Raw genomic sequence first — 21951 nt, 5'->3', positions numbered from 1 at the left:
TATGTCAACTATTAATTGGAAACATATTTACCAAGACTACTCCCCAAAACTTTTGGGGATTTGTCGTAGATATATCCAGGATATTTATACCGCAGAAGACATCGTGCAGGACAGTTTTATCACTGCCATTCAGAAAAACCACCAGTTGAATGACGAAAAAGTATTACTGGCCTGGCTGAAAAAAATTGTGGTAAACAATGCCTTGCAACACATCCGCAGACACAGCAAAGACTGCTTTATTGCGGCAGCATCCTCCGAAATCCAAGATACTTATTCAGAAATGGACTATTCTCTATCAGAAGAAAAAAACATCTTCATCTACGATTTTACCCATGAAGAACTGTTATCATCGATCGACAGTCTTCCTCCCCATCACAAATCTGTTTTTAACTTATATTTTATTGAAAACCATTCCCACGCCGAAATTTCCGGATTGCTTGGCATTACGGTAAATACTTCCAAATCCCATTTACTGAGAGCTAAAAAATCGGTACAGAATTATTTATTACGCAACGTGATCCACCAGAATACTCCAAAAAAGAAAACGGCACAGTTGCTTGTCATCTTTGGGCTGGGCGAATTGCTCTGGGCACAGACTTTTAAAAGTAAATTTACAGATTTTCAAATTTCCCCTTCAAAAAGCTTTGAAATTCCTTCCGGCAGTACAGGGGAGATTACGATGCTCCCACATTCAAATGCTTCACTGCAAAAAAAGGGAATAATCGCAGGAACTGTTCTGATCATCAGTTTACTATCCGTTTTACTTTTACGGCCCGGAAACGGTTTTCTCACCACTCATAAATCTGCACCCTCACCGCTTCCACTGGGCTACCATCAAAATATGGTGGGAGATCCACAGCGAGATAAAGCCATATCAGGCTCAGATTCAATACAACGCGTAACCAACCGACAGATCAAAGCAACATTACCTGAAAATAACGGACAGAACAATACCCCAAAAATCCGGAGTGAAGAAAAAATAATCGGCAGGCAACGCTCTAAAAAGGGTACTACCGGAGATTCTTTAGCAGAACCATCGGAGAAAGTTATAATTATTAAAAAAATCATTAAAAGAGATACTATCTTTATAGAAAAATAAACTGCCGAACGACCATGATGATCAGAAAACTTGTATTGCTTTTATCAGTCTTAATGATAAGCCTTTCATTTGCCCAGAAGCGCAAAAAAAAGAAAGTGGACACAATATATGTTTATGAAAAAGTAGTGGTTTATGATACGGTCTACCGGTTCAGACCTTTACCGTCTAAGCTGAAAAACCTGATCCTTTCCGAATTAAAAGTTGAAGAAACAAAATCAGTACGAAATGTTTACAAAGAAGAAATCAATCGGCAAAAGGCTTCCGGAAGAGCCAGATTACGGAGACCCGCTACTTTTCTGTACGGAATTGAAGGCGGTCCGGGCCTAAAAAACACAAACTGGACAACAGGAAATTCAGAGAACAACAATCAGTCCGGAGAATATCTTGGACTTTGGGCCTCTAAAGGTTTTTTCAGTTCCCAATTTTCAGTACAGCTTTCTGTTAATATCTATCACTGGAATTCTTCCTTCGATCTGGATGCCAGTAAGGAAGATACTTTTCTTAACGGATATTATTTTACGGAAGACAGTCAGCCGCTTTTGTTTCAGCGATTTAACAATAAGCATTTTGAATATTCGATTCAGCTGAAATTCATGTATGCTTGGAAAAACATCTGTCCTTTTGCCGGGATCCTGGTGAATCATAATATGTATAAAATGCAGTTTCTGGTACCGGAAAACAATGTTCTGAACCGGCTGGATGATTTTAAAAACGACCGAAGCAACTTCGGGTTTGCATTAGGCATCCAATACAGGATTTTCAGACGCTTTTTGCTATCTGCTGAATACCAGCAGTATAAACCAAATCATCTTTCGCTAAAAAACCCTGACTTTAATTTTGAGATTTTTGAGACGAATAATACCTTTGCAGAAAGAAGAATAAGTTTCGGAATTTCCTATATCTTTTCGAAACTCTGATCTCTGCAAATCTTTTAAATAATGATTTATTTCAAATTTCCATTCGACGAAAAACTGTATTCCACTGCTGAAATCACGGGACAAAAAAATATTGGATTTTACTCTTTCGATGGTCTGAACCGGATAGAATTTACCGGAAATCTGGCAGAAGTAATGACTGGGGATTTTGAAAAAATAAAGGTTTCAAGCGCAGATCTGTCTGGAGATCAGAGCGGATTTGTTGCCGAAACCAAAACGGAATATCTCAAAACGCTCGGACAGGTAATTGACGTCATTCAGGAAAACGGGCTTCCGAAACTGGTTTATTCGAGAAGGAAAATCTTTACGGATTTCAGGGAAATCGACCTCACCAAAAGCTTCGGAAACCTGTGCCGGACGTATCCGAATGCTTTCCGGTATATCTTTATAAAAGGTGAACATTCCTGGATGGGTGCATTTTCTGAAGTCCTGGGAAAATTCAATAAAAAGACCTATGCATTCGAAACCATGAGCCTTGCCGGCACCCTGCCTGTTTCGGAAAGCTGGTCAGAAAAAGAAATTGAGGAACAGAAGCCGGTAACGGAATACATCAGAAGCATACTGGAAAAATATGCTGAAAAGATAGAGGAATCCGGAACATATGATCATATCTCAGGGAATATCAAACACCTCCGTACCGATTTCAAAGCCAAAATACAGCCGGAAAACCTCGACCGCCTTATCCGGGACCTCCACCCTACTCCTGCGGTATGCGGCATCCCGAAAGCTTTCTGCAAAGAGAAGATCCAGGAACTGGAAAAATTCCCCCGCGAACTGTACGCCGGCTATATCCGGATAGAAACAGAGGAAACCGTTCAGTATTTTGTGAATCTCCGCTGTGCAAGGCTCTATCAGGATTCGGTCCATATTTTTGTAGGCGGCGGAATTACGGCCCAGAGCAATCCTGAAAAAGAATGGACGGAAACCGAACTTAAGTCTGAAGCTGTTCTAAAAAACCTGGCAGTTTTGTAAAGCAATGACACAAGCCTGATAAGCGGGTTCTGATGAGATCTTGGATGTATGCAAATTTCAGAAGCTTTCTTATAGATGGCCAGATGAATTTCCGTCATCCTGCAGGTATAAATTCATCTGTATATCAGGGGATATAACCGGGCTTGCAAAAAGGGATAAAGCATAAAAACAGAAAAAGCCTTTTGCAATGAAAAGGCTTTTGAGGTATATTTCTTATTTATTACTTCCTAACTCCGATTTTACTCCAGGTGTTCATTACGAAAAGTAAGATCAGGCCAAGTACAGCGGAAAGCGCTGAGAATACAAACTTCAGGTTATCTTCCGATAAGATATCGGACTGCCAGTCCACAGCATAAAGGTTGATGGCAGTAAAAACGATAAACACAACTAAAAATACTTTATAAAACTTCTGCATGATGCTTAAAAATTAATATAGGTTTTAACGAGCTGGGCAAAGTTTGCCGTAAACAGCTTGATGGAAATCGCAAGGAGGATGATTCCGAAAACTTTCTGCAGGACGGCAAGGGTTGCTTCCCCCATTTTCTTCTCCAGCCACTTCGCTGATTTCAGCACCAAATATACGAAAATTGTGTTGAGAATAATCCCGAAAATAATATTAATATCATGGAATTCAGCCCTCAGTGATAAGGTGGTCGTTAAAGTTCCGGCACCCGCCACCAGCGGAAAGGCGATAGGAACAATAGATGCGGCCTTTACTTCCGTGGTTTTATGGATTTCTATGCCCAGGATCATTTCCAGGGCAATGACAAAAATCACAAAGGCTCCGGCAATAGCAAAGGAGTTGACATCCACCCCGATCAGCTTCAGGATATTATTTCCTACAAAAAGAAAAACCATCATGATGATTCCCGCGGTAATGGAAGCTCTCCCGGCTTCTATCTGGCCGAACTTCTGCTGAAGGGTAACCACAATAGGAACCGATCCGATAATATCGATCACTGCGAAAAGTACCATGAAACTGGTAACCACTTCCTTAATAGAAAAATCAGCAAATATTTCCATCTCTGTAATTATTAATTTCGCAAAAATATGAAAATAAATTGATTATTTAGTAATCGAAGCATATAAATCGACCACTGATTTTAAAAGATCATCAATTTCTTCCGGAGATTTTACCGGTGCATATTTTTCCATCTGCATCTTCTGCTGCAGGTGGTCATATGCAGCTGCCATTGCCGGTCCGTAAGAACGGTTCAGAAAACGGCTGAATTCGTCACGGGAAGATACAGAGAACTGGTTCCTGACCTCATCGTCCAATTCGTCATAAGCCTGGAAAAACCGGTCGAATTCCCGGTTATCTTTCAGATTTTCCAGATAGCTGAAATAATCATTGATATCAGTTTTATGCTGTTCTCTGATTTCCCTTTCCGTCTCCGCTACGGATCCTACAGGCGGGGATGTCTTTTCCGGTACCGCACCCCTGCGGTTCTTCTGCCAGTTTTTAAAGAGGAAGTAAATCAGTACCAACGCGAGAAGAACAGCAATATTTACAAAGAGGATATTCCAGTGAAATTTGCTCTTTTCTTTCACTTTGAAAGAGGTCGTCTTGAGCACCGGCGTATTGACGGTTTCCAGCAGGTCGTTCGTATATTCGTTTACCTTTTCTACCGTCGTACGGGCTTCCAGGATCTGCTCATGGGAAAAGGCATTCACGGCAAGGGTCTGGTGTCCGAGATCAACATATTCTTTATTAGACGGGTCAAAAAAGGCAAAATGTTCTGTTTTGATATCGATTTCCCCGGCCTTTTTAGGAATTACGACATAATTGGCCAGTATCTCCCCTCTCATTCCGGTGAGACCTGCTTTTACCTTGGAAACAATCTTAGGTGCGAAAACTTCGTAATCCGGTGAAGGGGCAATTTTAGGAAGCGTAAGGTCTTTTAAATTTCCTTCCCCGCTTATTTTCACCAGAACATTCATAGGCTTCTTCACCTCTGCCTTTTCTTTAGAGGCATTTACTACGCTGACGTTGAAATTCCCGACCGCATTGGTAAAACATTCGGGAGAACCGTCAGGAAGTTTTTTCACATTGATTTTTACCTTATTGGAAATGATTTTATCCTTTTTGGAAAAAGAGCTTACGGATGCAGACACCGCGGGAACCTCTACATAACCGGCTTCATTGGGGAACACCATAAAGACAGCCAGTACCTGTGAAGCCATATTGCCTTCATCATCGGGATTGATGTCAGACTTATTGAAACTTACCGGATACACATTCAGATTATCCTGTTCCGGAAGACGGATATTTTTAACCTTCCGGAAATTATCCAGGTTTCTGGAATATACCTTCAATACTGCGATGGTAGGCTGGTCCTGATAGACCTCACGGTCTTCGATTTCCATATTCAGATACATATCGCGGGACGGAGCTGCAGCTACGGCTTTCTTTTCGACATCCTTGATGAAAACCTCGAATGGTTCTGTTTTATAAATTTTATTGTTAACCGTTACCAGAAAAGATCCGATCTTTATCTTACCTTTTTGTTTAGGTTCCAGGGCAAGCCTGGTAACATATTGTGAAATTGCCGTGTTGGTCTCGGGATCCACATATCCGTTATTCACAGACCCGCTGCCGATAAGATTGAACTTTGAAAGGTCGGGTGACCTGAGCGGGGTCTGCTGGGTATACTCGCTGCCGTTCATCTCAAGGATTACGGTCAGGTTGATGATTTCTTTTCCGTTATAGATTGATTTATCAGGATTTACGGCAATATTTACCTGTCCGTAAGACAAAACGGATGCAAAAACAAGCAATATGTGAATCAGTCTCTCCTGCATTACCAATCTTTCTCGTTGCTTTCAGGCATGGAATAGGAATTCTTGTTTAAAATTCTACGGGCGGTTTCTCTTTCTTTGTCGCTTACTTTATTGAGGATCTGGTTTTCAAGGCCCTTGGGAATCTTTCCTTCATCCTTTGATTTAGGATCCGGGTCGCTTCCCTGGCCTTTTCCCTGGTTCTGCTGGCCCTGGCCCTGGTCTTTCTGGTCCTTAGGACCTCCTTTCTGGTCATTCTTCTGCTGGTCTTTCCCGCCGCCGCCTTTACCGGAACTGTTTTTTTGCTGCTTCTGCTGCTGGTTTTCCTTGTCTTTCAGCTTGGCAATTTCATAATTCTTCCGTGTGGCTTCGCTATAGGGATTCTGTTTCAGCGACTGTTTATAAAATTCGGCAGCCTTTTCCGGCTTCTGAAGCTGCATATACGTATTTCCCAGATTATGAAGGGCTGCGGATTTGTCTGCAAGGGTTTGTGAAAGCCGCTGCGCTTTTTCAAATTCTGCTCTGGCTTCTTCATATTTCCTGCTTTTATAAAGCGCATTTCCCAGATTGTAATGAGCCGTAAAATCTTTGTCATTTTTTTTGATGGCCTCCAGGTAAAAGGAAGAGGCAGCATCGTAATCTTTTTTATTGAATTTTTCATTGCCTTCATAGACCAGCGTCCTGTAGTTTTCCTGGCCAGACAGGTAACCGGAACACAGGAAAGCAGTAATAAACGACAAAAAAAAGATTTTAGTATTCATCAGTTGCAAAATTATTCCTTTATATGTTAATAAACAGGGTTTTAATTGTTAAAGTTGGGTTAAAGTAAATGCTTGTACCACACGGATTTCGGGCGATCAGATATTGAAATCCCTTTTCGGATTAAAAATATAGATCAGGAAAAAGAAGAAAAGGGAAACGGCCAGGAAATACTGGTAATAATGAATCGCATTCTGGGATTTTACCATCGTTTCCGAAGAACCGGTTTTCTTTTTCAGCGCGTCGATGATCATGTCGGGAGCTTCGTTGATGTTGTTACCGTCAATGTATGATCCTCCGGTCGCGGCGGCCATCTTTTTAAGGGCTTCCGTCTGCCTTTTGGAAACTACGGTCTGCCCGGACATATCGCTTTTATATCCCATCAGCTGGCCGAACTGGTATTCCGGAATCGGGGCACCTTCATCTGAACCTATGCCTACCGAGGTAATCATAATGCCTTCCTTATTGGCAAGCCGGATATCAGCCTCGTCATTTCCTTCATTATCTTCCCCGTCACTCAGCAAAACCACTTTCCGGGCATCTTTGCTCACGTTCCTGAATTTTTCGGCAGCTTCTTTAATACCGTTTAAAAAATCCGTCCCCTGGATCTGCATTGAATTTGTTTCGATACCGCTGATGTAGGTCTCGGCAGAAGTATAGTCGGTAGTCAGAGGCATGATGGAAGTGGCCTGGCCTGCAAAAATAACGATGCCCACTTTATCATTCGTCATTTTCTGCATGGTCTGGATCATCAGGTTTTTGGCTTCTCCCAACCGGCTCGGGCTGATATCTTCCGCATTCATTGAATTGGAAACATCCAGCAGGAAGATCACATTATTCAGTTTCTGGCTGGACTTTACTTCTTCGGAACCGCTCAGTAAATCGATGATGGAAAAAATCAGAAAAAGCGTTCCCAACAGATATAACAAGGGAAAAAATTTCGTAAACCCCGATCTTTTTTCAAACAGCTGTTCATGGAACCTGCTTTCAGCAAAAAGCTCCTGCTTCCGGTTTTTCCACTTCAGGTAACGGACGAGAAAAACGGCCAGCAGCGGCAACAGCAGCAGCAATAACAGATACCAATAATTTCCTAAATACCATTCCATCAGTTTACCATTTTATATAATACCCATCTCAGCAGCGCGTCTATCACCAGCATTCCCAATGCAATCCACAGGAAGAGCTTAAAGTATTCTTTATAATTATACAGTTTTGAAACCTTGACATCGGTTTTTTCCAGCTGGTTGATCTGGTCGTATACTTCTTCCAGGCTGCTGTTTGAGGTAGCCCTGAAGTACTGGCCGCCGGTCATCTGGGCGATTTCCCGCAGAACCGGTTCATCAATTTTCACTTCTGTTTCCGTAAAGACCAGATCCCCGAATATGTCGGTCTGTGTAGGCATCAGTGCGTAACCGTTGGTTCCGATACCGATGCTGTACACTTTTATGTTGTTATTTTTAGCCAGTTCCGCGGCAATGGCTGGCGGCATCGCATTTTCAATCGTATTCACCCCATCGGTCATTAAAATGATAATTTTGCTTTTCGCTTTGCTGTTTTTGAGGTGGTTCACGGCTACCGAAAGCCCTTCCCCGATCGCGGTACCGGGCTGTAGCTCCAGCGGGTTGAGATTCTGCAGTTCATCAATAACCACCTGGTGGTCTGATGTTACCGGAACTTTTGTAAAAGCTTCCCCGGAATAGGCCACCAGGCCAATGCGGTCATTCGGTCTTTTCTGCACGAATTTCACAGCAATGTCCTTCAGTGCGGTAAGACGGTCCGGCGAAAGATCCTTGGCCAGCATACTCAGGGAGACATCAACTGAAAGCATAATGTCTATCCCTTTTGTATCATCCCGGTCCTGGGAAATGGTAAACGTTCTGGGCCTGGCCATGGCAATAATCAGGGCAGAAAGGATAACATACTTGGATATTTTAAGCAGAAACATCACCACACGGATCCCTCCGCTTTCTCCCATATTCTTAACCGTCGGAACCCTGATGCCTTTCTTTTTCCGGCTGCTCAAATCTCTTATCAGCAAGGGAACAAACAGCAGGAACAGGAGTAAAAACCACGGACTGTACAATTCAAAATCAAACATCTTTCCTGAGGTTTTCAAATTCCAGATCCTTGGAAGATCTTTTCACAAAATTCCGGATATCGGCAAAATCTTTTTCCATGGTCTGCTGGTCCGGGAAGGTCTTGGCAAATTTTACGAGGTCACCTCTCGTAAAGACGTCTTCCACTACCCTTTCATTTTCCTGAGAAATGGTATTGTTTTTCCTGATCAGATCGATCAGGTCATCCGTAAGCAGCACATCGGCAGGCAAACGGTATTGTCTTGTAATGAATTTTCTTGAAATATCAATCAGCTCAACGTAAAATGAACGGTAATTGCCGTTTTCTACATACTTTTTCTTTTTCAGGGAATCAAGATCCTTCAGGGCCTGATTGGTGGTAACCACCGGTGAATCCTTCGGCTTCCTTCCGTACCTGACAAACATAATGATGGCAACAATAAGGGCGATGAGTGCAATTCCTGCCAGGATATAAAACTTGTAAAGCTCCCAGTAATCCGTTACTTCCAGCTTTACCCCTTTGTTGTTCATGATGTCATTGATCTGGTCTGTTTTCTGCGCCGTATTGATCACGTCGATTTCGTAAGGAATGGTTTTGAGTATTTTGCCGGCTACCTTAAATTCAAGTTCAGGAATGGTAAATTTCCCCTCATCAAAAACCGTAAACTCAATTCTCCTGTAATATACATCCGGAGTTTGTGCAATGCTGTCTTTGATTTCCTCAAAATGAAACGGCAGCAGCTCGTTTTCGGGCGCTGCAGAAACTTTGCCGTCCTGAAGATTATTGATTGTTATGACGATATGGTTTACCTCGCCCAAAGCAATGGTTTTTTTCTCAATGCTTGAAGAAAGAATCTGTGAGAATGCCTGTGCACAGATCAAAAAACAAAATATGAATAGTAATTTTTTCAAAGTCCTCTGTCAATTTCGGCCGGAGCCTGTATTTTTATTTATTTTGCTGTAACTATAACTGCTGCGGTACTGTCATATGGCTGACTGAAAGATTATTTTTATTTCTTCTGAAAATAATTATACAGCAGCCTGGAATAATCCGCTCCCGTATTAATGTTCATAAAGCCAGCCGAACTGTTGGCAAAATCTTCCTCCAGCGCCTTTACTTTCTGCTTCTGGGCTTCGGCAAAGGTATATCTCCACCTGGCATTGGACGTATGGGCCCAGACCTGTTTTCCGGATTCCGCATCATACAGCAGGGCATAGCCTACATCCGGAATTTCATTATCCTTTTCATCATACACCCGCATGCCCAGCAACTGGTGTTTTTTTGAGGCAATCCTCAGCATCTTAGCATCATATTCATCTTCAAAATCCGAAAAAACAAAAACCAGCGACTTCCTTTTGAAAATGCCCATCATATATTCCAGTGCTTTATCCAGTTTAGATTCGGCGGGAACATAATCTGCAGTAAGGATATTGCTGATAATGGATAAAATATGCTTCCTGCCCTTCTGAGGAGGCACTACCTTATAAACTTTGTCCGCAAATAGGATTAATCCGACCTTGTCATTATTGCCGGCAGCCGAAAAACCTAAACTGGCAGCAATTTCGGCAACATATTCCCTCTTCAGCTGGCCTTTGGTTCCGTAATCCATAGAAGCGGAAATATCAACAACCAGCATCATGGTCAGCTCGCGTTCCTCTTCCATCACCTTTACGAAAGGTTCCCGGAACCTTGCCGTCTTATTCCAGTCGATTCTCCGGATCTCATCCCCAAACTGATACTGCCTGACCTCGGAGAACGTCATCCCCTGTCCTTTAAAGGCACTGTGATATTGTCCCATCAGAGAAGCCTCCGTCCTTTTCCGGGTACGGATTTCAATCTGCTTGACTTTTTTTACAATATCTTTTATTTCCATAATTCAATACGATACAGCTGCATCCCATACTTTTATAAACACACCATGCATTGTTACATTGCCGGATGATTACATTGTTAAACCGGCACACCGGCACATCAGTATATTGTTACATTGTTACATTGTTACATTTACTTTTCAGGGTGCCTGGATTTTCGACAGGATCCTGCTGATGATTTCTTCCGTGGTCATATTTTCAGCCTCCGCCTCGAAAGTAAGACCGATTCTGTGCCTCAACACATCTTTTGCCAGCGATTTTACATCCTCAGGAATCACAAAGGCTCTTCCTCTCAGGAAAGCATATGCCCTTGACGCAATAGCCAGGTTGATGGACGCTCTTGGTGAAGCCCCGAAACCGATATAATTCTTCAGTTCAGATAAACCGTAATTTTCAGGATAGCGGGTAGCAAACACCATATCAAGGATGTATTTTTCGATCTTTTCATCAAGATAAATCTGGTTGATCAGTAATTTTGCTTCCACGATATGCTGAAGGTCGATTACCGGTTTCACTTCGGGCTGATGCGAAGTGGAAACCATTCTCATGACGGTTCTCTCATCTTCAAACTCGGGATAACCTATGGTACATTTCAGCATAAAACGGTCGCTCTGGGCTTCCGGAAGCAGATAAGTACCTTCCTGGTCGATCGGGTTCTGGGTAGCCAGTACCAGGAAAGGCTTCGGCAGCTTCATGGTTTCATCACCGATGGTTACCTGCTTTTCCTGCATAACTTCCAACAGAGCCGACTGTACCTTTGCCGGTGCCCGGTTGATCTCGTCCGCCAGCACGAAATTGGCAAATACGGGACCTCTTTTTATGGTAAAATCATTATCTTTAATATTGTAAATCATGGTTCCCACCACATCGGCAGGCAACAGGTCCGGCGTAAACTGTATTCTTGAAAACTGTCCGTTTACAGCGTCAGCCAGGGTTTTTATCGCCAGGGTTTTGGCAAGCCCGGGAACACCCTCAAGCAGGATATGCCCATTCCCTAATAAGCCTACCAGAAGCCGGTCGATCATATATTCCTGCCCGATGATAACTTTACCGATTTCCTGACGGAGACGTGAAAAATAGTGATTGGCTTCTCTTACCTGTTCGGTCAGCTGACGGATATCTTCAGCCTGATTGATCTCTGACATATGTTGATTTAAATAATGGGTAAATTTCCAATAATTCCTTGCATAAATCAACACAATTAATGCCATTTTTGAGTTAAAATTTGTTAAATATTCCGGGATCGGTAAGAGATTGAAAAATCCGTCAGGACAGGGATCAGCCCGGTTATCCTGCCTTTTTTCATAAAAAAATATTAATTTATTTCCATTCCGTATTTAAAAATTGTCGTTTCCAGTTTATTAAACTATTTTTGGTGATTAAAATTTTGCAAAATGAACTATCATTTTCAAGCCCACCGTCAGGTTCGGAAAAACCTTCTGGATATCCTTCAGAATACTTCCCATGAAGATCTGCTGCTGATTCCCGACGGTTTCAACAACAACATCTACTGGAATATTGCCCATACGGTGGCCACCCAGCAGCTGCTGCATTACTACCTTAGCGGAAACCCGTTCCGGATTGACAAATACTGGATCGAAACCTACAAAAAAGGGACAATGCCCAACCTGAATGTACAGAAATCCGAAGTGGAAGACCTTGAGTTCCTCCTGACGGAGACTTCAAAGATCCTGATGAAGGATTATGACAGCGATTTCTTTTCAGACTATACGCCATACACCACGAGTTTCGGAATGGACCTGAAAAGCATTCAGGATGCCATTATTTTCAATAATATGCATGAATGCCTGCATTATGGCTATACCATGGCTCAGAAGAGGGCCATTTTAGGAGAAAAAGGAAGATAGCCAATACTTAATTTTGCTCTGCAGGTCAATGTTGCATCCGGAAATATCATAAATTGACTTACTTTGTAAAATTAGCCATTGACAATTCATCATATTTAAAACTTTAAACAATTCATGAAAGACGATTTTATTTTCGGGCTGCGTCCCGTAATCGAAGCTATTGAAGCAGGAAAAACAATTGACAAAGTATTCGTGCAAAATGCTTTACAGGGAGATATTTATGCTGAACTAAAAGCTGTTTTAGCGAAAAATAAGATCCGTCCCAATTATGTTCCGGTAGAAAAACTGAACCGTTTTACCCGGAAAAACCACCAGGGCGTGGTGGCCTTCATTTCAGATGTTCCCTTTCATAAAATTGAGGATATCGTACCTCAGCTGTTTGAGGAAGGAAAGACCCCGTTCCTGCTGATCCTCGACAGGCTGACCGACGTAAGGAACTTCGGTGCCATCTGCCGTACCGCTGAATGCGTGGGGGTAGACGCGGTGATTATTCCTGAAAAAGGTGCAGCTCCCATCAACTCCGATGCCATAAAAACCTCTGCCGGCGGAATCTATAATATCAAAATATGCAAGGAAAACAACCTGGCCCATGTGGTGGATTTCCTGCAGCAAAGCGGAATTTCCGTCTTCGCAGCAAGTGAAAAAGCCCAGAAGCTAATCTATGAAGTAGATTTCAGGGAGCCATGTGCCATCGTGATGGGAAATGAGGAAACCGGGATCTCCAAAGAAGTCCTGCACCATGCCGACGAAAAAATAAAGCTTCCGATTGAAGGAAAAACCCAGTCACTGAACGTTTCCGTAGCCTGCGGAGCGATTCTGTATGAAGCGGTCCGCCAGAAAACGGCAGGCAAATAAACCCTAAGGCAAAAAAAGTCCGGAACGCAGGTTCTGGCAAAAGAAAAGAAGTACAATTTAAAGAATTCAGATGAAAAACATAGCTGCGATAGCGCTTATATCAACCATAGCCCTGGTTTCATGCAATAAAAAAGAAACGGCGAAAATTACCAAAGTAGATCCTAAAACAGGAAAAACCATTACGGTGGAAGTTCCGGCCGATTCGGTTGCCAAAGTGGAAGCCAACCCGGCGATCAAAGACTCCGCAGGGATTTACACCCAGACCTTCAAACTGGAAAAAGGAAAGACCTACCCGCTGACTACCTATCAGAGGGATACGAAGACCATGACCGACCCTAAAGGAAAGACCCTGAACGGAACCAGCGAATCCACAGACGAAATGTCTTTCACGGTGAACGATATCAAAGGAAATGTGTATGACATTACCCTGAATCTGATTGCTAAAAGGAACTCCCAGTCTGCAGACGGAAAAACCATCGTAGTGGATACCAAGCTCCCGATCCCGAAAGAAGATGACCTGAAAATGATATGGAACATCAACCGTGCCCTTACCGGGAACAAACTGAACATGAAGATGGATACCAAAGGAAATGTGATTTCCATTACCGGTTTCGATGCCATCTATACCAAAGTGGCCAATTCCGTAGGAACACTCATCAAAGATGCCAACCAGAAAGCCAGTGTAGTGGCCAGCCTGAAAGAAAGCTTTAATGAAAAAGTGCTAAAAGACCAGTTTACTAAGAACCTGACGATCATCCCTAAAAAAGGAGTGAAAATCGGGGAAAAATGGAGCAGCAGCGAAAATGCCGACGCACAGGGTAAAATAAAAGTAACCTCCAATTACATCCTTAAAAGCGTAGGAAACGGAATTGCGGAGATTTCCGTAACCGGCGGCATCCCTAAAAAAGAAGAAAAACAGAAACAGGGGGAAATTACCCACAGCATGAGCAGCGAACTGGCGCAGAACGGAAGCATCAAGTTTGACCAGAATACGGGATGGATCAAAAACCAGAACATTTCCGTAAAGACCACTCAGATCGAGACCATCTCCAATGCCAAAGAATCCCAGTCGATGAAGAGCGTTTCCAACTCTTCAGTGATGGTAAACCCTTCGGCAAAGTAAAGAAGACCGCTTTATAGCGTTTGAGAATATTACCTGGCTAACACCATGAGCGCTACTCCTTGAACCTGTAAACCATTTACCGATTATGAAGTATATTTTTGAGTTCGTACTCATCACGATCATTATCTATTTTGTATGGAATATTTTAAAGAGGATTTTCTTTAAAACCTTTCACAACTATATGTTCGGCCCTAAAGATCCCGACACCGGGCACCGGCAGGATATCAGAAATCCGGACACCACCGGTAAAAAGATCCACTGGGATGCCGAAACCGTGGATTACGAAGAAGTAAAAGAAGATAAAAAATAAATTAAATAGCCCAATTAACCCTTTCATCGTTTGAAACGATGAAAGGGTTCTCAAATTAAATATCTATGCTTAAGAAAAATAAAAACCTGGTTTTCATTCTGGCAAGTCTGGTCGTTTTTGTCCTTCTTGCTTTCGTTTATGCCAATCCTGTCCTCAGCGGTAAGCAGCTGTTCCAGCACGATATCGTACAATACAGGGGAGGTGCAAAAGAACTCCTCGATTACCGGGCCGCTACCGATAAAGAAACCTACTGGAGCGATTCGATGTTCGGCGGAATGCCGACCTACCAGATGGGAAGCCAGTTCCGGGGAGACATCATCAAGCAGATCGATTCGAAGCTCAATATCCTGCCGAGGCCGGTGAATTACCTGTTTTTGCTGTTCGGCGGATTTTTCCTGCTGGGAATGGTGGCGGTAAGAAACTGGAAGTATGCCCTGCTGGGTGCCACCTTCTTCGGACTGTCCACTTATTTCTATATCGCAATTGCCGCAGGACATAACGGGAAAGTCAATACCATTGAGTATTTTGCGCCGCTGCTGGCAGGCATCCTTCTGGTCTACATCCGGAAACAGTATATCTGGGGATTCATTGTCACCACCCTCTTCATGGGACTCCAGATTGCAGCCAACCATCCGCAGATGACCTATTACCTGTTCCTGGCTCTGGGCTTTTTATTTGTATCAGAGCTGGTAAGAGCGATTCAGAAAAAGATCACCGTAAGGCATTTCTTGATCTCCAGCGGTATTGTTGCCGCTTCATGCATCATCGGGGTAGGAATGAATTCCCAGCGCATCATGGCCAATTCGGAATATGTTAAAGAAACCGTCCGCGGAAAACAGATCCTGACAAATGACAGCCATACCGGAGGCACCTCAGGAATGGATAAGGAAAGCATGCTGATGTGGAGCTACGGTAAACTGGAAACCCTGAACCTTTTTATCCCGAGACTGATGGGCGGCGGAAGCCAGGAGCCTGAAGGAAAGGAAATGATGAACAGAGTACAGGAGCTGGTACAGGAAAACGTAGGTTCACAGGCAGAGATGGACAGGATTTCCCAGGGATTCGGGAACCTCACCTACTGGGGCGACCAGCCGGGAACTTCCGGACCGGCTTACCAGGGAGCGATTGTCTGCTTTCTTGCCGTAATGGGCTTTTTCCTTGCTTCGAAAAAATACCGGTACTGGATTCTGGGGGCTTCCCTGCTCACCATCTTCCTGGCCTGGGGAAGCAACTTTATGCCGCTGTCTGATTTCTTTATCGATTTCGTACCGTTTTACAATAAATTCAGGGCACCGTCTTCAATCCTTGTCGTTGTGGAATTGCTCTTCCCGCTGATTGCCATTCTCGGACTGTACCGGTTCTTTAAGGAATCCGAACTGACAGAAGAGTATAAGAAAAAAATCCTGCTCTACGTAAGCGGCGGAACTTTGGGACTGGTCCTGATTCTCCTGGTTTTCGGAAAGTCATTGCTGGGCTTCCACACGGAGAATGAAAAAAATTACCTTCCTCCTTTCCTGCTGGATTATCTGGTAGATGAACGCTTCAAGCTCTTCAGAGCAGATGCCATTAAGGCTTTCCTCTATGTAGCAATCGCTGCCGGTGTATTATTTCTGAGCCTGAAAGAAAAGCTCAGCCAGAATGTGGCACTGATTGTGATCGGGGCCGTCAGTCTCTTTGACCTATGGACGGTAAACAGAAGGTATCTGAATGATGAAAATTATGTGGATAAAGTCTTTGCTGAAAATCCGTTTCAGACCGAGAAATCCGAACGGCTGTTAGAAAAAGCGCAGGAGAATCCGAATCTGGGGTCTATTCTGGCCAATGTTGAAGTGAATAAAACCCTGGAAACCATCGCCGAAAAAGACAAAACCCATTACAGGATATTCAATAACATCCTGGGTACCTTCAGTGAAACCAATACTTCTTATTTTAAATCTTCCATCGGGGGCTATCATGCCGTGAAGCTGAGAAGATATGATGATGTCATTAACGAATATTTCCAGACGATGGATTCCGTAAAGGTTCCGAATATCCTGAACCTGCTCAACGCCAAATACTGGGTAGTCGGCGGACCGGAAAAACCACAGGCCGTTCCCAATCCCAAAGCCAACGGAAATGCCTGGTTTGTGAGCGATATCAAATTCGCGGACTCGCCAGATCAGGAAATCAAGGCCATCGGAGTGATCAACAGCAAGACAACAGCCGTGGTAGCCGCTTCCGATAAAAAATATTTTGACGGAAAGCCGGTTCAGGCAGACCCGGCGGCTTATATTAACCTTATCCGATACCAACCGAACGAACTGGAGTTTAAATCCCAGTCGAAAACGCCGCAGCTGGCCGTTTTCTCGGAAATCTACTATCCTCACGGATGGAAAATGTTTGTGGATGACAAAGAAGTTCCTTACATCAAAGCCGACTATCTGCTGCGTGCCGTACATGTTCCGGCAGGAAGCCACACCCTCAGGATGATCTTTGAACCGCAGGTCATTGAAACCGGGAAATGGATTTCTTTACTCTGTTTCGGGTTGTTTATCCTTTTGAGCGGACTCGGGATATTTTTCTTGTACCGCAAAAGAGACGAAAGAAAACCGGTTGAATCATAGAAATTCAAAAGCGTGAAAAAGCGATATATTGATGATTACTCAAAAATATATAGCGGACCTGACCTGTCGTATTGATGGAGCCTACATTGAGGTTCATAAGATTTCGGACGCAGTATTGGCAGAAATTGTTTATCATAAAGCTTTGGAAAAAGAATTTAAACTCAGAAAATAGAGAATATAAATCTTTTGCGGTGAAAATTAACATATCAATGACTCCACAGAAAAAAATACTCATCATCACCTACTACTGGCCTCCTGCGGGAGGCCCAGGCGTTCAAAGATGGCTGAAGTTTGCCAAGTACCTGCCGGAGAACGGCTGGGCACCTGTTATTTATACCCCTGAAAACCCAAGCTATCCCCTGCTTGACGAAAGCCTGATGAAAGAGGTTCCGGAAGGCATTGAAACGGTAAAAACTCCCATCTGGGAACCTTATCAGCTGGCGGAGAAGCTCAATAAAAGCAACAAAAAATTCAAGGCCGGACAGTTTGATGTCGGAAAGAACCAGAGCTGGAAATCGCGGTTGTCCATCTGGGTGAGAGGAAACTTTTTCATTCCTGATGCGCGGGTGTTCTGGGTGAAGCCTTCCGTTGCATTTCTTGAAAAATACCTCAGGGATAATCATATCAATGTTATCGTCACCTCCGGACCGCCCCACTCGCTCCATCTTATCGGTCTGGGATTGAAGAATAAAATGCCGGGCCTGAAATGGATTGCCGATTTCCGCGACCCATGGACGGAAATTTCCTATTACAAACATCTGAAGCTTACCCGGCGGTCAGATAAGAAGCACCGCAGGATGGAAAGTGAGGTCTTTAAAAATGCAGACTTTACCCTTGCGACAAGTTATACCGATGCGGAGAACTTCAGGAAAAACGGAGCCAATGCCATCTGCATTACCAATGGATTCGATGAAACTATTCCGGCAGTGGATTCCACAGCACAGAACCGGAATCCAAAATTTACCCTGAGTTACATCGGGGTACTGGAACAGCTGAGAAACCCGGAAGTCCTCTGGACGGCACTTGATGAACTGATCCGTACAAATGCGGATTTTGCAGAAAACTTCGTCCTGAAATTTGCAGGAAGAGTGGATGATAAAATCATGGAGTCAATAAAGCATTCGAGCCTGAAAAACCATATGGTGGATTTGGGCTATCTTTCACATGATCGCGCGGTGGAAGAGATGCGGGATTCTACACTTCTGCTGATCACCAATTTCCCCAATGACAGTTCCAGAGGAATCATACCCGGAAAGATTTTTGAATATCTGGCAACGGGAAAACAAATCATTTCTTTCGGGCCGCGTGATGCGGATGTTGCGACCATTCTCAATGAGACAAAAGCAGGAAAACATTTCAGCTATCAGGACACCGGAAAAATTACCGGTTTTATCCTGGAAAGGTTTGAGATCTGGAAAAATGGCACACTCACTGAAAATAAAGGGAGCATAGAACGGTTTTCCCGGAAAAGCCTGACCGCAAAACTGGCGGAAATATTAGATCAGATCAGCTGATTCAGGGACATACTATTAAAATGCACTGTAAGAAACCTGATGCCGGTGACACCTTTTTGCAGACCGTATCCGGTCCTCAGATCGTCCACTGGTCATTGATGATTCCTACCAGGTAATATTTTCCCTGGAATTCCTCAAAAACCAGGCGGAGACATTTCCAGTCCATTTCAGAATTACCCGCTGAGCCTTTGATAAAATTCTCGGTAAAATCCGCTTTGGGATAAACCTGTTTCAGGTTATTCAGCGAATTCCCTTTTCCCTGGAACTCATCCAGTGACACCTGGGCAGCGGTAAAATCCTTCGCATACACCCAGTCCGAAAGATACCGGTTCAGCGTGGCTCTGTAAAGATCTCCTGAACCGTCCATCGCCCCCCAGGTGAACAGGGTTTTTGCAGGAAGATATTTTAGAAAATCGGATGCGGAAAATACTTTGTCTTCTTCAGGATTTACGTAAGCATACATAGAGAAGCGGACCCCCTTTTCAGGATGGATATAACCGGCAAGTCTGCGGTAATTTTTATCATGAAGCAGCTGGATGACGGCCTCATTGTTTTTTTTCAGACTTTCTTCCTTTTTCAGGACCTTTTCTTTACTCGCCGGCGATGATGCCTGGTCTTTCTGCGTGGAATCTGATATATCATTGACGAATTTCTCAGGATTTTTCTTACAGCTGACCGCGGCTAAGATAAGAAAGGAGACAAAAACTTTTTTCATGCTTACTCTTGTTGGCCGTACTACCACAAAATAAGTGCCAGTTCCGATGATGAAAACCGGTGACGCATCTCAGTCATGCTGGCTTCCTGTTTGCATGCTGTATATCATATGAAGCTTTTTTAAGTACATTTGCAATATGGAAATTCTTGACCTTCTCATCATCGGCGGCGGGCCGATCGGTTTAAACTGCGCCCTCGAAGCCCACCACCATACCCTGAGCTATCTTATCATAGAAAAAGGAACCATCGTAAATTCATTATACAATTACCCGCTGTATATGAGGTTTTTTTCAACTGCTGAAAAGCTGGAGATTGATAACATCCCGTTTATTTCCACAGCACCGAAGCCCGGAAGGCAGGAAGCGCTGGAATATTACCAGGGAATTGCCCGGCAGCGCAATCTCAACATCCACCTCTATGAAAAAGCAGAGAAGATTGATAAGAAGGAAGGTATTTTTACCGTAACCACCAACAAAAATAAGTACCGGGCAAAAAACATCATTATCTCCACAGGATTTTATGACCTGCCAAACCGGATGGATATCCCTGGGGAAGACCTGCCTAAAGTAAAACATTATTATACGGAACCTTACCCGTACGCGCGGCAGAAAATCGTTGTAGTGGGATCCAGCAATTCCGCGGTGGATGCTGCCCTTGAAACGTACCGTAAAGGTGCTGATGTCACCATGATTATCCGCCATTCCGGAATTTCAGACCATGTAAAATACTGGGTGAAGCCGGACATCGAAAACCGGATTTCCGAAGGAAGCATCAAAGCCTTTTTTCAGGCTGAACTGACGGAGATCAGGGAACATTCCGTTGTATTCAGGGATGATAAGGGGGACCTCCATGAAATCGAAAATGATTTTGTCCTGGCCATGACCGGTTACCTTCCCGATTTTGATTTTCTCAGGAATTCAGGAATCGAGCTTCAGGGTGAATGCCTGAACCCGTTGTATAATCCGGAGACGATGGAAACCAATGTGGAAAACCTCTATCTTGCCGGTGTCGTCTGCGGCGGAAAAGATACCCATCTCTGGTTTATCGAAAACTCCAGGATCCATGCAAAAATGATTGTAAAGGATATTATTGCTAAGTCATAAACGTCATATCCCGTGCAGGTCTTTTTAAGATTTCGCAGATCTTTAATAACGCAAGAAATAATCTGGCAGGGTATTTTCAATGGAAATCTCTGATTCTTTCTAATCTGATGTGTGCTCCGCTATTTCAGGGGTTTTGTACATCTTATATGACTGATGTGTAATTGACCCTCAGTGACAGGCTGCACTGTCTTTTATCGATTTACCGTTAAAAATCAACTTTCACCCCGAAGATAAAATTCCTTTTTGCAGCCGGGTTGTAATAGCGGTTTCCGAAGGCATTGATATCGAATCCTAAAACATAATCTTCATTGTACAGGTTCTGAATCTGCAAGTACAGGTTTACCCTTGTTTTATCAAAATCTACCGGAAACCTGAACTGGATGTTCCCGACCAGGCTGGGCTCCGACCATACGGAATTGGCATCATTCAACGGAAGCTTCGATGTATAGAAGTGAGAATAATCTACGGCCAGCTTCCTGAAAAACGTAAAGTTGACGAGGCTGCTGATGCTGGTCTTCGGAACCCCGGTCAGGCCATTCCCTGAAAAATCGCTGTTATTCTGGCGGTAATTTTCAAAGGAGAAATTATAAAAGCTGCCTGCAAACCTGAATTTCAGGTGGCTGAGAAAATTGTTTCTGAGATTGAATCTCCCGGATTCTACCAGTACTTCCAGACCCCGCTGCGATGTTTCCCCGGAATTGACGAAATATTCCTGTCCGGCTTCATTCTGCCTTCTGACAATGGCATCTTTCATATTGAAATCAAAATAGCTGCCTTCGATAAAGACCGAATTTCCAAACTGTTTCCTGATCCCGATTTCCCGGTTCCAGCCATATTCCGGATGAAGAGCTGCATTGAACTGCTGGTCGGAGGAACGGATTTCCTCATTCGTCGGTGCCGAATTGCCCTTCCCTATCTTTCCTCTTATGGAGAACCCTTTTGTAATGAGATAGGTGATTCCGAAATTGGGCAGCCACTGATTGCTGAAACGGACATTGCCGTTTTCACTGCGTGGGAAAGTCCGCTCCCACCCGTAAGAATTTGAATTGAGACTCAGGGAAATATCCGTAAAAAGCTTTCCTCCGAAATTGAGCTTCTGGGAAAGGAAAAAGAACCCCGACCGGTTGTTCAGCTGGTCAAAATTCTGCGGATTGCCTTCGTTTCCTCTGTTGTTGTCATAATTCCGGATCAGTATATCATTGATTCCGCCTTCGAAACCCAGGCGGTACGCCAAGGAAACACGGTCCCAGTTTTTCTCGTAACCGAAGTGGGTACGCAAGGCGATATTTTTCTCGAAACGGTTTTCAAAATTGGTGATAAAAGGATTTTCAAAGTCTACATATGATCCCTGGGCCATCACGAAGTGGGAGA

The 21951-nt window shown here is 43.6% G+C and carries 21 protein-coding genes; 10 read left to right on the top strand and 11 right to left on the bottom strand.

The features are described from left to right. Position 1 precedes the first annotated feature (1 nt). The 3 genes from QZ735_RS00290 to QZ735_RS00280 all read left to right on the top strand — a co-directional run bounded on the left by QZ735_RS00290 (position 2) and on the right by QZ735_RS00280 (position 3006). Positions 2-1099 (top strand): sigma-70 family RNA polymerase sigma factor, encoded by a 1098-nt coding sequence (locus tag QZ735_RS00290; RefSeq protein ID WP_294243120.1) that lies wholly within the window; start codon positions 2-4, stop codon positions 1097-1099. Between the two features lie 95 nt (positions 1100-1194). After that, positions 1195-2016 carry a hypothetical protein gene (locus QZ735_RS00285; protein WP_294243118.1) on the top strand — a complete coding sequence of 274 codons (822 nt, stop codon included), beginning with the start codon at positions 1195-1197 and terminating at the stop codon, positions 2014-2016. Positions 2017-2037: 21 nt separating this feature from the next. Beyond that, complete coding sequence (locus QZ735_RS00280; protein ID WP_294243117.1) at positions 2038-3006, top strand: chorismate-binding protein; 969 nt, start codon at positions 2038-2040, stop codon at positions 3004-3006. Between the two features lie 220 nt (positions 3007-3226). Here QZ735_RS00280 and QZ735_RS00275 read toward each other — a convergent pair whose 3' ends face one another. From QZ735_RS00275 to QZ735_RS00235, 9 genes are all read right to left on the bottom strand, one after another. Next, positions 3227-3421 (bottom strand): hypothetical protein, encoded by a 195-nt coding sequence (locus tag QZ735_RS00275; RefSeq protein ID WP_294243115.1) that lies wholly within the window; start codon positions 3419-3421, stop codon positions 3227-3229. Positions 3422-3426: 5 nt separating this feature from the next. Continuing rightward, a complete protein-coding gene (locus tag QZ735_RS00270) occupies positions 3427-4029 on the bottom strand; it encodes a MarC family protein (RefSeq protein WP_294243113.1) in 603 nt (200 codons plus the stop codon). A gap of 42 nt (positions 4030-4071) precedes the next feature. Beyond that, positions 4072-5808, bottom strand: coding sequence for a BatD family protein (locus QZ735_RS00265; RefSeq protein WP_294243111.1), 1737 nt, complete (start codon positions 5806-5808; stop codon positions 4072-4074). Further along, on the bottom strand, positions 5808-6524 hold the full coding sequence (locus QZ735_RS00260) for a tetratricopeptide repeat protein (protein ID WP_367117820.1): 717 nt from the start codon (positions 6522-6524) through the stop codon (positions 5808-5810). Before QZ735_RS00260 ends, QZ735_RS00265 begins: the two co-directional genes overlap by 1 nt. A 117-nt stretch (positions 6525-6641) precedes the next feature. Beyond that, positions 6642-7649 (bottom strand): VWA domain-containing protein, encoded by a 1008-nt coding sequence (locus tag QZ735_RS00255; RefSeq protein WP_294243108.1) that lies wholly within the window; start codon positions 7647-7649, stop codon positions 6642-6644. Beyond that, positions 7649-8641 carry a VWA domain-containing protein gene (locus tag QZ735_RS00250; RefSeq protein WP_294243107.1) on the bottom strand — a complete coding sequence of 331 codons (993 nt, stop codon included), beginning with the start codon at positions 8639-8641 and terminating at the stop codon, positions 7649-7651. Before QZ735_RS00250 ends, QZ735_RS00255 begins: the two co-directional genes overlap by 1 nt. Next, a complete protein-coding gene (locus tag QZ735_RS00245; RefSeq protein ID WP_294243105.1) occupies positions 8634-9530 on the bottom strand; it encodes a BatD family protein in 897 nt (298 codons plus the stop codon). Before QZ735_RS00245 ends, QZ735_RS00250 begins: the two co-directional genes overlap by 8 nt. A gap of 98 nt (positions 9531-9628) precedes the next feature. Then, on the bottom strand, positions 9629-10492 hold the full coding sequence (locus QZ735_RS00240; protein ID WP_294243102.1) for a DUF58 domain-containing protein: 864 nt from the start codon (positions 10490-10492) through the stop codon (positions 9629-9631). Between the two features lie 138 nt (positions 10493-10630). Continuing rightward, entirely contained in the window at positions 10631-11635 is a 1005-nt protein-coding gene (locus QZ735_RS00235; protein WP_294243101.1) for a MoxR family ATPase, read from the bottom strand. A 249-nt stretch (positions 11636-11884) separates the two neighbouring features. Between QZ735_RS00235 and QZ735_RS00230 the strand changes: the two genes are divergently transcribed. The 6 genes from QZ735_RS00230 to QZ735_RS00205 all read left to right on the top strand — a co-directional run bounded on the left by QZ735_RS00230 (position 11885) and on the right by QZ735_RS00205 (position 18763). After that, positions 11885-12358, top strand: coding sequence for a DinB family protein (locus tag QZ735_RS00230; RefSeq protein WP_294243099.1), 474 nt, complete (start codon positions 11885-11887; stop codon positions 12356-12358). A gap of 114 nt (positions 12359-12472) precedes the next feature. Next, positions 12473-13213: a 23S rRNA (guanosine(2251)-2'-O)-methyltransferase RlmB gene (rlmB, locus tag QZ735_RS00225; RefSeq protein ID WP_294243097.1), complete on the top strand. Its 741-nt coding sequence runs from the start codon at positions 12473-12475 to the stop codon at positions 13211-13213. Positions 13214-13283: 70 nt separating this feature from the next. Continuing rightward, positions 13284-14336 carry a DUF6263 family protein gene (locus tag QZ735_RS00220; protein WP_294243094.1) on the top strand — a complete coding sequence of 351 codons (1053 nt, stop codon included), beginning with the start codon at positions 13284-13286 and terminating at the stop codon, positions 14334-14336. 85 nt (positions 14337-14421) lie between these two features. Beyond that, positions 14422-14646, top strand: coding sequence for a hypothetical protein (locus QZ735_RS00215; RefSeq protein ID WP_294243093.1), 225 nt, complete (start codon positions 14422-14424; stop codon positions 14644-14646). A gap of 65 nt (positions 14647-14711) precedes the next feature. Continuing rightward, on the top strand, positions 14712-17249 hold the full coding sequence (locus QZ735_RS00210; RefSeq protein ID WP_294243091.1) for a YfhO family protein: 2538 nt from the start codon (positions 14712-14714) through the stop codon (positions 17247-17249). Between the two features lie 209 nt (positions 17250-17458). Beyond that, entirely contained in the window at positions 17459-18763 is a 1305-nt protein-coding gene (locus QZ735_RS00205) for a glycosyl transferase family 1 (protein WP_294243146.1), read from the top strand. Positions 18764-18839: 76 nt separating this feature from the next. On the opposite strand, the gene QZ735_RS00200 is transcribed toward QZ735_RS00205, so the two are convergent. After that, positions 18840-19478, bottom strand: a complete 639-nt coding sequence (locus tag QZ735_RS00200) for a hypothetical protein (protein WP_294243089.1) — start codon at positions 19476-19478, stop codon at positions 18840-18842. A gap of 136 nt (positions 19479-19614) precedes the next feature. Here QZ735_RS00200 and QZ735_RS00195 point away from each other — a divergent pair, with 136 nt between their 5' ends. After that, positions 19615-20580, top strand: coding sequence for a YpdA family putative bacillithiol disulfide reductase (locus QZ735_RS00195; protein ID WP_294243087.1), 966 nt, complete (start codon positions 19615-19617; stop codon positions 20578-20580). A gap of 205 nt (positions 20581-20785) precedes the next feature. Here QZ735_RS00195 and QZ735_RS00190 read toward each other — a convergent pair. After that, positions 20786-21951, bottom strand: a 1166-nt coding sequence (locus QZ735_RS00190; protein ID WP_294243086.1) for a TonB-dependent receptor, incomplete at its 5' end; no start/stop codon positions are given.

The organism is uncultured Chryseobacterium sp. (genome assembly GCF_913776365.1).
Taxonomy (GTDB): Bacteria; Bacteroidota; Bacteroidia; order Flavobacteriales; family Weeksellaceae; genus Chryseobacterium.
The sequence above is the reverse complement of the archived record's forward strand: the minus strand, read 5'-3'. Positions and strand labels throughout refer to the sequence as shown.